The organism is Prosthecobacter sp., assembly GCF_049294395.1.
In the GTDB taxonomy this organism is placed as follows: Bacteria; Verrucomicrobiota; Verrucomicrobiia; order Verrucomicrobiales; family Verrucomicrobiaceae; genus Prosthecobacter.
The window spans coordinates 21,546-33,429 of the sequence record NZ_JBAQCR010000038.1 but is presented as its reverse complement, the minus strand read 5'-3'; the positions used below and the strand labels follow the sequence as shown (position 1 = coordinate 33,429).

Here is an 11,884-nt window from a genome sequence, read left to right as displayed (position 1 = left end):
TTTTACAAGAGTTTAAATCGAGGTCAGCGAATTTTCGCATCCGGCAGCGCACTCTTCACGCCTTCGTCGATGGGCATCTTGTCAGTCTTGGAATCGAGGCCGGTGGCGAGCATCAGTTTGGCGAGTTCGCCCTTCAGCTCCTCGATCTTCCCCGCCATTTCCGGTTTGCCGATGAGGTTTTTCGTTTCACCGGGATCATTTTTCAGATCATACAGCTCGGCCATGTGTTTGTCGGCTGTGCCGTCGCCATGCGGGTAGTGAATGAACTTCCAGTCATCCGTGCGAACGGCGCGGACATTCGGCGTGTAGGGGAACTGCTTCTCGTAGTTGTAGTGGTAGAACCAGCTCTTGCGCCAGTCGGGATCGCCGCTTTGTACCAGCTTCACGAACGATTTGCCGTGGATGTTTTCCATGGGCGGCGCACCGCAGAGCGCGAGCAGGCTCGGAGCCACATCAACGGTGAGCACCTGCTGTGGGATAACTTTGGATTCTTTCGTGAGCTGCGGGCTGCGCACGATGAGCGGGATGCGCAGGCTGGCCTCATGCGCGGTGCGTTTGTCCACCATGCCGTCTTCACCTTCAAGCAGGCCGTTGTCACCCATGAAGACGATGATGGTGTTGTCGAGCTGCTTGGTCTCTTCCAGCCAGGCGCGCACGCGTGCCACGCTGTCGTCCACGCTCAAGACGGTGCCCCAGTAGCCATGCACCATGTTTTCGAAATCTTTGACGGCGGCCGGGCTGTCATCGGGGAACTTTTTCCGCCACTCAAACAGCGGGCCGTAGATGCCATGCCAGGTATAGAGGCGCTGTTTGATCCACTCGGGCTTGTCATCCAGCATGAAGGCCGTGGCTGGGTAGGGCACGCGTACATCATCAAAGCTGTGCTCATACTTCGGCTCCGGTGTGTAGAAGCTGTGCGGGGCCTTGTGGCCGATGCACGCGCACCAGGGTTTGTTTGCACTCTGCTTCTTCAGCCAGTCCATGGCGAGATCCGTGACGACGTTGGTATAGTAGCCTTTGATGACTTCACGCTTGCCGTTGAGGTTCCACTCGGTGTCATAGTATTTGCCCTGGCCTTTGTGCGTCACGAACGTGTCGTAACCCGGACGCGGATCATCATTCTCCTCGCCCATGTGGTATTTGCCAAAGTAGGCGGTGGCGTAGCCCGCATCATGCAGCACGGAGGGAAAACTGCGCAGCGTGGCTGGGTATTCGGTGAAGTTGTTCGTCACGCCATGGGCATGCGCATACAGCCCGCTGAGAATGGAGCCACGGCTCGGCGAGCACAGCGAGGTGGTGCAGAACGTGTTGGCAAACCGCACGCCTTCGTTAGCCAGGCGGTCGATGTTCGGCGTCTTCACATGCTTGGAGCCGTAGCAGCCTAGGGCATCCGGGCGCAGGTCATCGCAGAGGATGAACAGCACATTCGGCTGTGCTGCGAAGGATGATTGAAGCAGGGCAAAAGATGTAAATAGCAGGGCAAGGATTCGGATCATGGTCAGAGCCTGCCAACGAAGGAATGCTGGCGTCTCTGTCAAAAAGGAAAGGCTGCGCCGTAGGTGACGTTTTTCTTCATGCCATGACCAACCGCCGCTCCTTCCTGAAACAGTCCGCCGCCGCTTCCACCGGCGTGTTCTACATCGCCAAAACCTCCTGGGCCCAGAAGAGTCCGGGGGACACCATCAACGTGGCCGTCATCGGCTTCGGCGGCCGTGGTGGCTCGCACATCAGCGGATACAACAAGCTCAACAAAGATGGCGCCGGAGTGCGTGTCGCCGCTCTGTGTGATGTGGACAGCACGACCCTCGAAAAAGGACTGAAGTCCTACGACCAGGAAAAAATCAGAGTCACCGGCTACTCCGATCTGCGCAAACTTCTGGAGAACAAGGACATCGATGCCGTGAGCATCGCCACGCCCAACCACTGGCATGCCCTGTCCACCATCTGGGCCGTGCAGGCGGGCAAGGATGTTTACGTCGAAAAGCCCGTGTCACACTGCGTCTGGGAAGGCCGGCAGATGGTCAAGGCCGCACGCAAGTACGGCAAGATGGTGCAGACCGGCACGCAGTCACGCTCCAGCCGCAAAGGCCTCGCTGAAGGTGTGAAGTATGTGCAGGAAGGCAATCTCGGAAAGATCCTGCTCGCACGCGGCCTCTGCTACAAGCGCCGCCCTAGCATCGGCAAGACCGAAGGTCCGCAGCCGGTGCCTGAATCCATCGACTATGATCTCTGGTGCGGCCCCGGCCCGAAAGGCCCGCTCATGCGCGCGAAGCTGAAGTACGACTGGCACTGGACCTGGGCCTACGGCAACGGCGACCTCGGCAACCAGGGCATCCACCAGATGGACATCGCCCGCTGGTTCCTCGGTGAATCAGAACTCTCCCCCAGCGTCTGGAGCGTGGGCGGTCGCCTCGGCTATGAAGATGACGGCGAAACCGCCAACACACAGATCATCTACCACGGCTATGAAAAGGCCCCGCTCATCTTTGAAGTGCGTGGGCTGCCGGACGCGAAGGATGGCAAGAACATGGACAAGCTCACGCAAACCAGCAAGGGCGTGAAGTTTCAGCCTCTCCCCGGCAAAGATGGCAAGGAAGGCATCTCCGGCGCAGGCGTCGGTGTCATCATCGAGTGCGAAGGGGGAACCATCGTGGTGCCGAGTTACTCGGGTTGCGTGGTCTTCGACAAGGAAGGCAAGGAGGTGAAGAAATTCGAAGGCAGCGAAGACCATTTCAAAAACTTCATCAATGCCTGCCGCAGCCGCCGGGTGGACGATTTGAACGCCGACATCCTCGAAGGCCACCTATCCAGCGCCCTCTGCCACACCGCGAACATCAGCTATCGTCTCGGCCAGAAAGAGAAGCCTGAAGCGATCATGGAAAAGATCAAAGGCGACACCTTCGCCACCGAAAGCTTTGAGCGCATGAAGGAGCACCTGGGGAAAAACGAGGTCGATATCACCAAAGACCTCCTCACCCTCGGCCCCGTCCTCAAGATGGATGGCAAGACCGAACGCTTCATCGATCAAGACGCCGCAAACGCCATGCTCAAGGACAAATACCGCGCGCCGTTTATCGTGCCGGATGAGGTGTGATGCATGAATACGATGGACACTCTTGTCCGTCGATCAGCGCTTACTCAAAAATGTCAGCCACCCGCTCAACACGGAGCGGGTGAGTTGACAGGCTCACACCCCGCCCATCATCTCCCCAGAGGAGAAGTCACAGACGTGCATGCGCACGCGTACCTGCGCGCCTTCCGCCAGAGGAAAATCCGGCAACTCTTTCTGGATGGTACCAAAGATCTCTTTCCCATTTGGCAGCAAGGCATGGCAGGTGCGCGCACTGATCACACGATGAATCGTGGCGGTGGTTTCAACTCGGGTGATAATATCCATCACTTGGTCACGGGAATGGCACGGCGTGCCGGAGGTTCGTTGGTGGCTGGAGCCTTGCGGTTCCAGTCGATCTTGGCGGATTGAAACAAGGTGCGTGTCGTGATGAGATCCACCGCGCGCTGCAGCACGGTGTCGGAGGGCTTCGGCGCATCCTCAGGCAGGGGCTTGCCGGCGGAGCGCCTGAGGTAGGAGTCGAGCTCGGGATTGGTGTTGGCCACGAGCGCAGCCTCATTGAAGCGCGCACGTGGTTTGTCGATGATGGAGCTTTTGACGTCCTTGGCATCGGTGGCGTGATACACCTGGCGCTTGAGCGTGGTCGGCATGGAGATCGGAAAATCAGGCTGCAGGCCCTTTTTGAACACGGAGCTGTCGTCGGTCAGCAGCACCTCGGCGCGGGCAAAGCGCAGGGACCACTCGGCATCCACGGGCACCGTTTCATAGCGCACGGCCCCACCACGTGTCGGCGCACCAATCAAGAGCGCCTGCTTCCGCTGACGCAGCACCGCGGCGATGGTTTCACCCAGATTGTTGGTCTCATCATCCACGAGGACAAGAAGCTGCTGCGTCCACACCGGCTCGCGCAGGTTGGTTTCGACTTCGGAGGCAGCCTGGCCCATCTGCTTCATTTTGAAGAGCACTTCGCCCTTGGGCACAAACAGGCTCAGCATGTCCGCCGCGTCATTGAAGTTCCCCGGCGGTGCCGGACTTCGCAGATCCAGGATGAGGTGGCTCACCTTTTTGGCCACAAAATCCTGAAGATGCTTCTCCAGTTCCTTGGTTTCAGTCGGCGTGAATTCGCGGGGCCTCAGGTAGCCAGTCTGCGGCGTCAGCAGTTCGGCCTGCACGCCAGAGAGAGCGCCGGATTTGGCCTCGCTGGTGCGGGGGACCAGTTCCGCGCCGAAATCAAGACGCTGCAGCAAGCCGGAGAGCGCAGCACGGTTCAGCACATCAAAGGTCAGATCGCTGCTGCGGATGTATTCCTTCTGCAGAATCCGAAACGCCGTCTGGATGCCTGCCTGGCTGACGTCCTTCGGCTCCGGGCCGCTGGCGGCGAACACGGAGGAGGTGAAGGTCAAAAGGATGGCGAGTCGTCTCATGCGTCGGTCTGCTGCAGATGATTGAGAGCATGTACGGGCCCTGCGCCAGCACTTTGCCACATGAAATGCTGGGCGATGGCGCGGCTGACGAACTCCTTGGCCGAGGCGACAGCCTCATTCAGCCCCATTTCCTGCGCCAGGCCGGTGGCGATGGCGGCGGAAAACGTGCAGCCTGTGCCATGGGTGCGCACCCCCGGCGTGCGCGGCGCGGTGTGCCAGAAGAGTTCACCATCCAGGCACAGGACATCGGCGGCATCCCCCTTCAGGTGCCCGCCTTTCACCAGCACAGCGGCATCAAAACGGGCGCTCAGGTCGCGGGCGCAGTCCTCCATGGCTTCGAGGTCTGGCACCTCCCGATCCCACAGCACGCGGGCCTCGTCCAGATTCGGCGTGATCAGCGAAGCCAGCGGCAGCAACTCCTCGATCAAAGTCCGCACGGCGGCGTCTTCCAGCAGCTTTCCTCCGCTGGTGGCGATCATGACCGGGTCCACCACGAGGGGGATGCGCCCATGGCCGAGCTGCTGCCAGGTTTTCGCCACCGCATGCACCTGGTCCCGCCCACCCAGCATGCCGGTCTTCGCAGCGGCAATGGGAAAGCCGCCAAACAGCACACGCACCTGATCGGCAATGAAGTCCGCATCCAGCAGGCGCACCTGCGAAACGAGTCCGGGCGTCTCCGATACCACGCTCGTCAGTGCATTCAGGCCATAGCCACCGAGGGCTGAAATCGCCTTCAAATCCGCCTGCACCCCCGCTCCGCATGAAGAATCTGAACCTGCGATGGTGAGAACGACGGGGGGGGGGGATGGCATGGTGGCGGTTGGCTGGATGGTACGAGTCCGGCTGCTTTTTGCAAACCCCGGCTTGTGGCATCCGGTGGATGGACTAAACTCATCCCATGAATTTCGATCCGTTGCCAGGACTCACGGTCACGGTGGACAGCATCGCCTACGACCCCACTCGGCCTGCTCCGCCGGACCGGCCCCACCCCTTTGTGTATCATCTCTCGATCCACAACGACTCGCCCGACATTGTGCGCATCTTTGGCCGCAAATGGATCGTGCGTGACACCGACGGCGACACCATGGTCGTCGAAGGCGACGGCGTCGTCGGCCAGTTCCCCAATCTCTCGCCGGGGGAAACCTTCAGCTACAATTCCTACCACGTCATCAAGACCGAAAGCACCGCCACAGGCTCCTTCTTCGGCACCACCCCCGATGGCCGGCGGGTTTGCACCAAGATTCCGCCGATTGAGATGCATCCGCCGCTGATGGTGTGAGTGGCCGTTTCGATTTAACGGAGAGATGAAACCCTCGACTGGAGAAAGGCTGTTTTCTTTTGGTTGCTTGCTCGTTTTGATAGGGATCAGCACATGCCTCTTTTTTGCCTTCACATCGGGTTTGAGGTATGTCTTTTACGCAGGATGTTTGGTTGTGATTTGGTTGGTCATAGCCCGAATTCGTTCCGGTCATTTTCACCAAAGACACCTTGTTGCATTGCGAGAAGCGTTTTCTGCAAAAGACATACCCGTTCCGCATCTCAAGGAGAGTTATAGTTATGGATGGCCCTCATTTACGCTGACTTTTCAAACGGAAGAGGATCTTAAGCTCGCAAAGGAAGCGGGATGCATCTCTGCCTTTAAACAAAAGATCCAGCTTTTTTACGACCATCTAGGTGGTGCTGAAAATCCGTTTGATGCTGATCGAGCGGTGTGGGCTACCTATGAGGGGTGGCAACCGCAGGTATACTCTGTTGAGTAATGAACCAACAAATGGGTTAAAAACACAAATTAGAGCATGGGAGGCGGGCGCCTCACTCCTTATCACACACAATCCTAAACCCCACACTGTCGAGGTGAACATTGTAGGGGTCCGGGCCGCGAAATGACGCCATCAGGCGTTTCTCGCTGCCGCAACGGAAGGCTCCGCCACGGACGATCCGCAGGGTGTTCTTCGGCGGATCATACCAGCCATCCACCCACTCCCAGACGTTGCCGGCGAAGTCGTAGAGGCCATTGGCATCGGCGGGGTAGCTGCCCACGGGCGCGGTATCCGGATAGCCGTCATCCATCTCCAGCCACTTGGCGTCGTAGCTGTTGCGATACTTTTTGCCAAAAGCCTCATCGCAAAAGTTGCCAACCTCTTTGCTCAGCGGCCCCTTGCCCCAATGATGAATGCCCGTGCTGGGCGGCTGCTGATTCGGGGCGATGTCAGCCTTCTCCTGCAAGCCTGCCAGCACACTCCACTCCTGATCGGTGAGCAGGCGGTACTTGCGCCCTTCCTTCTTGCCCAGCCATTCGCAGAAAGCCTGCGCCTCGGCGAAGCTCACATTGATGGCAGGATGATCGGCCGTTTGCGGAAACTCAGGCTTCCTCCAGTCCACGTTCGTGGCCGCAGCGAACGGCTGATAATCCTTTACCCGCGTCTCATAGCGGCAGACCAGCGCGCCAATGCTCGCCACCTTCACAAACGGCATCTCCAGACTGTTGGAGAATGCCGTCTCGACTTTGGTTTGCTGAGCACAGGCACACTGAGCCAGCAGCAGCAATGCTAGGGCTGGGAGAGTGAGCTGCATGGCCTACTTCTTCACAGGGGCGGCTTTCCACTCCCAGCTCTCGCCGAAGAATCCCGCATCGCTGATGCCACCGGGGGCCTGGCTGGTCTTGGGCTTGGTGAGGTCGATCACCGCCCAGTCGGGCAGCTTGGCCACCTGACGGGCGTTGTTGAGGTAGTCGTATTCGCGATAGGTGAAGCCGCTGTTGATCACCACATACTTCGTGGGGTTGAGCGGATTCGGGTAGATCAGCACCGGTGCGCTGGTGGCCGCATCGTAGGTCTTGCCATTGGCGACAAGTTTGTCCTTGGACCATTGGATCGGCAGCTTGTCGGCGATCTTCGCCAGAACGGCATTGCTCTGCGGGTCGCCCCACAGCACGAGGTTGTTGGCAGCGATATCGGCATCGCTGACGGCGGTGTCGTCCTTGGTCGGCGCATCGCCACGGAACTGACGACGCCATTCAAACTGCGCGCGTTCAAGCTCCGCCTTGGCCCAGGTATCCACCTTCTCGCTGGCTCCAGCCTTGGTGGGCTTCACAAACAGGAACTTGTCCATGAAGGCGTCGTCGATCGGTCCTTCGAGTCCGTGCTTCTTGACCAGTTTGCCTTCGCCTTCATTATCCAGCGTCTGCGTCCACTTGCCGTTCTTCATCTGGAAATGCACCAGCCATGAGCGGTCCAGTTTCGGGCGGGTCACTTCAAGCAGCTGGCCGTCGATGCTGACGACAGGCTTGAAGAGCAGGGGCATCGGGCAGGTGCCGGAGGGCATGTCCAGCGTGAAGGCGCTGATGTTCTGCAGCTTGATCGTGATCTCAGACGGGCCGGTGATGCGCGCATGAATGCGGCCGCGCACCCAATGTTCTTCAAGGGCGTCCACCGTGACCCAGAACATGTGGTTGTAACGCAAGAACCAGGTGGAGAGATGAATTTCCTTCGGCATGCGGTTGCGCCCCACGGCTGCGATGCTGGCAAGGCGCTTCTCGATTTCGACAAGCGAGTCCGGATGAATCTTGTGCCCCGTCTGCGGGCCAATGATGTGCAGCAGATCCACGTTCTCTCCACGCAGGGCTTTCTCCATCATGTCCGCAGCCTGCTTCTGTTTGTCGATCTCGCCGCTGTAGGCCACGGTGGGGCAGTTCTCCAAGTTCAGCGCATTGTCGGTGGCATTGTACCAGTGCCAGAGCTTTTGCTGATACCATGGGGCACCGCTTACATCTTCATTCTGGAAGCCGCCGAGGAACTCAGGTGTTTCAGAGAAGCCTGCCCCCGGATTCGCCGCGCACCATTTGTCCGCGTAATTCACCGCAAACTGCCATGCCGCCGCGCCGCCCATGCTGAAGCCGCGCACGATGATGCGATCCTCATCAATGGCGTAAAACTTGGAAGCATGATCAATGGCTTCGATCAAGTCGATCTCACCCGCGAACTTGTTCGCACAGCAGTAGCGACCGTAGGCATGCAGCACGAGCGCGCCCTTGGGAGTGATCTGACCCACCTGTTTGCGCCGCTGATCAAGGAAGGCGAGTTCGCTGAGTGTCTCGCCACGACCATGGCACCAGATGTCCATGCGCACCGGGGCACCCACGTAGCTTTCAGGAATCACCATGCCGTAGGGCTGCACCGAGCCATCAATCTTCGAGCGGTAAGCGCGCACCACCAGCCCCTTCTGCTTTGTCCACGGTGCCTGACCCGTTTTGAACTGTTCGGCACGTTGCAGGCCTTCGGCGATGATTTCGTCCGCGCTCTTGAGCTCGCCCAGTTTGTGCACCTCGTTGTAACGCAGCGCCCAGTCGACCGCCTTGTGGTAGATCTCAATGTCAGGCAGTAGATCCGCGAGCTGCGGATTCTTGGCCTGCGCCTTGGCGGCGTCATCGATGGCGGTGCGGAGTTTTTTCAAGCCCTCCGTGAGCCGGGCACGATCCGCATCAGGCACGGCCACGCCGGGAGGCGGCACCGGGCGCACGTTTTCGGCTTGATTGTCCTTGGGGCCGTCGGCAAGGGCGGCGCTGAGAGCGAGGAAGGGGAGGAGGAGACGCTTCATGGTTGGAGAAGAGAGAAGAAAGACGAAAGAGACTATTTCTTACGGGAACGTTTCGGTTTCGCAGCGGAGAGCAGCGGCACGTTGTGAATTTCAAAGGGCGCACTGGTGGCGCTGTCAAACTCAGCGGCGGCTTCCAGCCCGGCGCGCGCGATTTCCTCGGCGGTCTTGCACTTGTCATACGCAGCCTGCATCGCCCCCAGGGCGTAGTCGCGGCCCGAGCCTGCGGCCCAGAATTTGTGAAACTGCTGCGCGGAGCGGTAGGAGTAGATGGCGAAGATCCCGTGCGGGTTGGCCAGCAGTCCGTAGAACTGTGTGGTCTCAAACTCCTCGCCTTTATCCGGCATGGCGGCCATGAAGTACTCCACCTTCAGCCAGGCATGCGAATGACGAAAGGTTTCAAAGATGGCCTCGCAGGAGGAAAAATCACGCGGGCGGTCCGGATTGGAAAAGTAGCTGTTCATCACCACCAGGCTCGCCGAGGTGCCGGTAAGACCGATGAAAGTGTCCGCAATCTTGGTGATCTTCGTCTTGTTGACGACGTGCTGCGCCTTCTGCCTCAACGAACCAAGACAGCTGAGCGTGTCAGCGCCGATGCAGGCGACGCCATTCTTTTGAGTTACAACGATGGTGGACATGAGGCCGCATGACTAGCGGTGGCTATGCCACAGCGCAAGTGACTCACACGCCAAGGAGCGGGACTTGCCAAGTCCCGGTTTGGGGGATTTAGAAAAGCTTGCTCCAACCTCAATCCAGGACTTGGCAAGTCCTTCTCTTCGAGTCTCACGGCAGGAACTGCCCACGCCGAATCTCAGACCCCTTGAAGATGATGCGGAAGCGGAAGACTTTTTTCTTGCGGCACTGAATCTTGCCAGTTTGCAGGTCAAACCGATCCGGGATCTCGATCCGATGTACGTCTGCTGTGGCGTGGAAGCCGCGCTCGGAAAAGATGTCGATCAGCATCGCCAGCGCCTCGGCGCTATGGAAAAGATTGTCCTCACTGTTGATGTCGGCGCGCCCTGAGATCGCGTGGCGGACGATGATGGGCATCATTTTGTCCTGAATGAAGGTCACCACAGCCTGCATCAGTTCAGGTTTTTCCACTTTGTAGCTGTCGAGACGGCGTACCAGATCCTGCCGCGCATGGCGCACGATTTCACTGGCCAGCGGCAGATCGCGCAGCTGGTCGAAGGTGCGCGGATCCAGCTCCAGGGAGCTTTGGTACTCCAGCTCGCGAATGATGTTGTCCTGCACCAGTTCCAGCGGTGCCTGCGCATTGATGAAGTGGTAGTGGAAGATCTCCTTCAGGGAGACCAGCGCATCGTAGGTCTTCTCTTTGAAGACCTTGTAGCGATTGCGCGCCAGCGCTGGGTCAAAGTCTGTGGTGCGTTCTTCCCAGAGTTCGCCCAGGCCCGAGCTGCGTACTTCCGCATTGTGCGCCAGGACTTCCTGACCGCGCTTCAGCTGGCGGGCGATGCTTTCCGCCTCATCGACAAACAGCACCATGATGTGGAAGATGGGCTGCTTGAAATGCGCGGCATCGGGCGTTTCCGAAAAGTCACGGCGCAGCCGGATCATCTCATCAAAGAGCATTTTGAGGCACTCCACCTGCACCTTGGTGCGCGGGAAGCCGTCGAGGATCGCCCCGTTTTGCTGCTCGGGTTCGAGCAGCTTGCGGATGAGAATGCCCACCACCTCGCGGTCGCCCACCATGCCGCCCTGGGCTTTGAGCTTCTGTGCTTCCGGGCTGTCGAGCAGTGCGCTGACCACAATCGGCTGCGCCGTGATGCCGCGCACACTGCGGATGAAGTCCGTGTTCGTGCCCTTGCCTGCCCCCGGTGCTCCGCCCAGCAGGATCAGTTCCTTGGGAAACCGCAGCTTCTCGCGGCCATAGTCTTCCTCCAGTTGCTTCCAGACATGGTTGAAGATGAGCTGGGCGTCTTTGATTTCCAGATCTGCCGGCGCGGCAGGTTCGGTGGCGGGTTCGTTCGTGGCAGTCGGCATGGGTGGGCTTATCCCAAGGATAGGCGCTTGCCAAGTACAAGGAGCAGGACTTGCCAAGTCCTGGCTTGGTTTTGAGAAACCCCCTCCAAATCACCAAACCGGGACTTGGCAAGTCCCGCTCCTTGTCACACCACCGTCTTGGCCAGCTCACTCTCCCACAGCGTAAATTCGCCCTCTCTCAGACACGCTTTGTCCGGGTTCCGCCGAATATAGCGGATCACATTTCTCAGGTGATCGCCATCGCGGATGAGACGGTCAAAGTAGTCATGCTGCCAAAACTGCCCCTCCATGCCCAAGACCTCATTGATGACACCTGCCGTCCGGCGCTTCAATGTATAGAGCACTTTCTCCAACGACCACTCAGGATGCAGCACCAGCAGAATGTGCACATGATTGGGCATCACAACGTAAGACAGCAGCTCGTAACGCTGCTCATGGAAAAACTTCAGTGAATCTTCCACGATGTCCCGTAGCAACGGCTGGCGCAGTACACAGGAGCCATGCCCATCATCCAGCCATTGATCCACCCGCCCAGAAAAAAGGCGATGAAACACCGCTTCATCCTCAGGAGACAAGGGAGCTGGATGCGTCTCCAGCCAGCGCCGCCGTTCGAGATCCAGTCCGCGCAGCATCTCCTCAGGCAATGAATCCGCCATGCGAAAAGTGATAAAGTAAGCCGCCCCCGGCTGCTGCCAGTGCGGAAGATTGTTCCGCGTGACCCGAATCTCTGCGAACGGATCGAAGAACTTCATAAGCAAGGGGGGATAAATTAAGCGCGACTTGCCTAGCAACA

The 11,884-nt window shown here is 58.9% G+C and carries 12 protein-coding genes; 3 read left to right on the top strand and 9 right to left on the bottom strand.

Going from position 1 to position 11,884, the window contains the following annotated elements:
* Positions 1-23 precede the first annotated feature (23 nt).
* The gene (locus WAW39_RS02455; RefSeq protein ID WP_422315413.1) at positions 24-1,496 is read right to left on the bottom strand and encodes a sulfatase; all 1,473 of its coding nucleotides are present in this window, start codon (positions 1,494-1,496) and stop codon (positions 24-26) included.
* Positions 1,497-1,579: 83 nt separating this feature from the next.
* On the opposite strand from WAW39_RS02455, the gene WAW39_RS02450 reads away from it, so the two are divergent.
* Positions 1,580-3,094 carry a Gfo/Idh/MocA family protein gene (locus tag WAW39_RS02450; protein WP_422315411.1) on the top strand — a complete coding sequence of 505 codons (1,515 nt, stop codon included), beginning with the start codon at positions 1,580-1,582 and terminating at the stop codon, positions 3,092-3,094.
* Positions 3,095-3,187: 93 nt separating this feature from the next.
* On the opposite strand, the gene WAW39_RS02445 is transcribed toward WAW39_RS02450, so the two are convergent.
* From WAW39_RS02445 to thiD, 3 genes are read right to left on the bottom strand one after another with little or no spacing between them, the layout of a single operon-like run.
* Positions 3,188-3,397 carry a hypothetical protein gene (locus WAW39_RS02445; protein WP_422315409.1) on the bottom strand — a complete coding sequence of 70 codons (210 nt, stop codon included), beginning with the start codon at positions 3,395-3,397 and terminating at the stop codon, positions 3,188-3,190.
* On the bottom strand, positions 3,397-4,494 hold the full coding sequence (locus WAW39_RS02440; RefSeq protein ID WP_422315407.1) for a S41 family peptidase: 1,098 nt from the start codon (positions 4,492-4,494) through the stop codon (positions 3,397-3,399). Before WAW39_RS02440 ends, WAW39_RS02445 begins: the two co-directional genes overlap by 1 nt.
* Positions 4,491-5,306 carry a bifunctional hydroxymethylpyrimidine kinase/phosphomethylpyrimidine kinase gene (gene thiD, locus WAW39_RS02435; RefSeq protein ID WP_422315405.1) on the bottom strand — a complete coding sequence of 272 codons (816 nt, stop codon included), beginning with the start codon at positions 5,304-5,306 and terminating at the stop codon, positions 4,491-4,493. The genes WAW39_RS02440 and thiD overlap by 4 nt, the downstream gene beginning before the upstream one ends.
* A gap of 86 nt (positions 5,307-5,392) precedes the next feature.
* Here thiD and WAW39_RS02430 point away from each other — a divergent pair, with 86 nt between their 5' ends.
* Positions 5,393-5,773, top strand: a complete 381-nt coding sequence (locus tag WAW39_RS02430; protein WP_395739355.1) for an ApaG domain — start codon at positions 5,393-5,395, stop codon at positions 5,771-5,773.
* Between the two features lie 25 nt (positions 5,774-5,798).
* On the top strand, positions 5,799-6,254 hold the full coding sequence (locus tag WAW39_RS02425; protein ID WP_422315402.1) for a hypothetical protein: 456 nt from the start codon (positions 5,799-5,801) through the stop codon (positions 6,252-6,254).
* A gap of 52 nt (positions 6,255-6,306) precedes the next feature.
* Here the strand turns inward: WAW39_RS02425 and WAW39_RS02420 are convergent, their stop codons facing one another.
* The 5 genes from WAW39_RS02420 to WAW39_RS02400 all read right to left on the bottom strand — a co-directional run bounded on the left by WAW39_RS02420 (position 6,307) and on the right by WAW39_RS02400 (position 11,843).
* Positions 6,307-7,068: a formylglycine-generating enzyme family protein gene (locus tag WAW39_RS02420; RefSeq protein ID WP_422315400.1), complete on the bottom strand. Its 762-nt coding sequence runs from the start codon at positions 7,066-7,068 to the stop codon at positions 6,307-6,309.
* A 3-nt stretch (positions 7,069-7,071) separates the two neighbouring features.
* Positions 7,072-9,090, bottom strand: coding sequence for a prolyl oligopeptidase family serine peptidase (locus WAW39_RS02415; protein WP_422315397.1), 2,019 nt, complete (start codon positions 9,088-9,090; stop codon positions 7,072-7,074).
* A 32-nt stretch (positions 9,091-9,122) separates the two neighbouring features.
* Positions 9,123-9,725, bottom strand: a complete 603-nt coding sequence (locus tag WAW39_RS02410; RefSeq protein ID WP_422315395.1) for an MFS transporter — start codon at positions 9,723-9,725, stop codon at positions 9,123-9,125.
* Positions 9,726-9,870: 145 nt separating this feature from the next.
* Positions 9,871-11,091 carry a nucleoside monophosphate kinase gene (locus WAW39_RS02405; protein ID WP_422315393.1) on the bottom strand — a complete coding sequence of 407 codons (1,221 nt, stop codon included), beginning with the start codon at positions 11,089-11,091 and terminating at the stop codon, positions 9,871-9,873.
* A gap of 125 nt (positions 11,092-11,216) precedes the next feature.
* A complete protein-coding gene (locus tag WAW39_RS02400) occupies positions 11,217-11,843 on the bottom strand; it encodes a transposase (RefSeq protein WP_422315391.1) in 627 nt (208 codons plus the stop codon).
* Positions 11,844-11,884: the final 41 nt, after the last annotated feature.

Coding starts and splice junctions, on each gene's coding strand:
- WAW39_RS02455 (WP_422315413.1), bottom strand. CDS start 1,496: ATGATCCGAATCCTTGCCCTGCTATTTACATCTTTTGCCCTGCTTCAA.
- WAW39_RS02450 (WP_422315411.1), top strand. CDS start 1,580: ATGACCAACCGCCGCTCCTTCCTGAAACAGTCCGCCGCCGCTTCCACC.
- WAW39_RS02445 (WP_422315409.1), bottom strand. CDS start 3,397: ATGGATATTATCACCCGAGTTGAAACCACCGCCACGATTCATCGTGTG.
- WAW39_RS02440 (WP_422315407.1), bottom strand. CDS start 4,494: ATGAGACGACTCGCCATCCTTTTGACCTTCACCTCCTCCGTGTTCGCC.
- thiD (WP_422315405.1), bottom strand. CDS start 5,306: ATGCCATCCCCCCCCCCCGTCGTTCTCACCATCGCAGGTTCAGATTCT.
- WAW39_RS02430 (WP_395739355.1), top strand. CDS start 5,393: ATGAATTTCGATCCGTTGCCAGGACTCACGGTCACGGTGGACAGCATC.
- WAW39_RS02425 (WP_422315402.1), top strand. CDS start 5,799: ATGAAACCCTCGACTGGAGAAAGGCTGTTTTCTTTTGGTTGCTTGCTC.
- WAW39_RS02420 (WP_422315400.1), bottom strand. CDS start 7,068: ATGCAGCTCACTCTCCCAGCCCTAGCATTGCTGCTGCTGGCTCAGTGT.
- WAW39_RS02415 (WP_422315397.1), bottom strand. CDS start 9,090: ATGAAGCGTCTCCTCCTCCCCTTCCTCGCTCTCAGCGCCGCCCTTGCC.
- WAW39_RS02410 (WP_422315395.1), bottom strand. CDS start 9,725: ATGTCCACCATCGTTGTAACTCAAAAGAATGGCGTCGCCTGCATCGGC.
- WAW39_RS02405 (WP_422315393.1), bottom strand. CDS start 11,091: ATGCCGACTGCCACGAACGAACCCGCCACCGAACCTGCCGCGCCGGCA.
- WAW39_RS02400 (WP_422315391.1), bottom strand. CDS start 11,843: ATGAAGTTCTTCGATCCGTTCGCAGAGATTCGGGTCACGCGGAACAAT.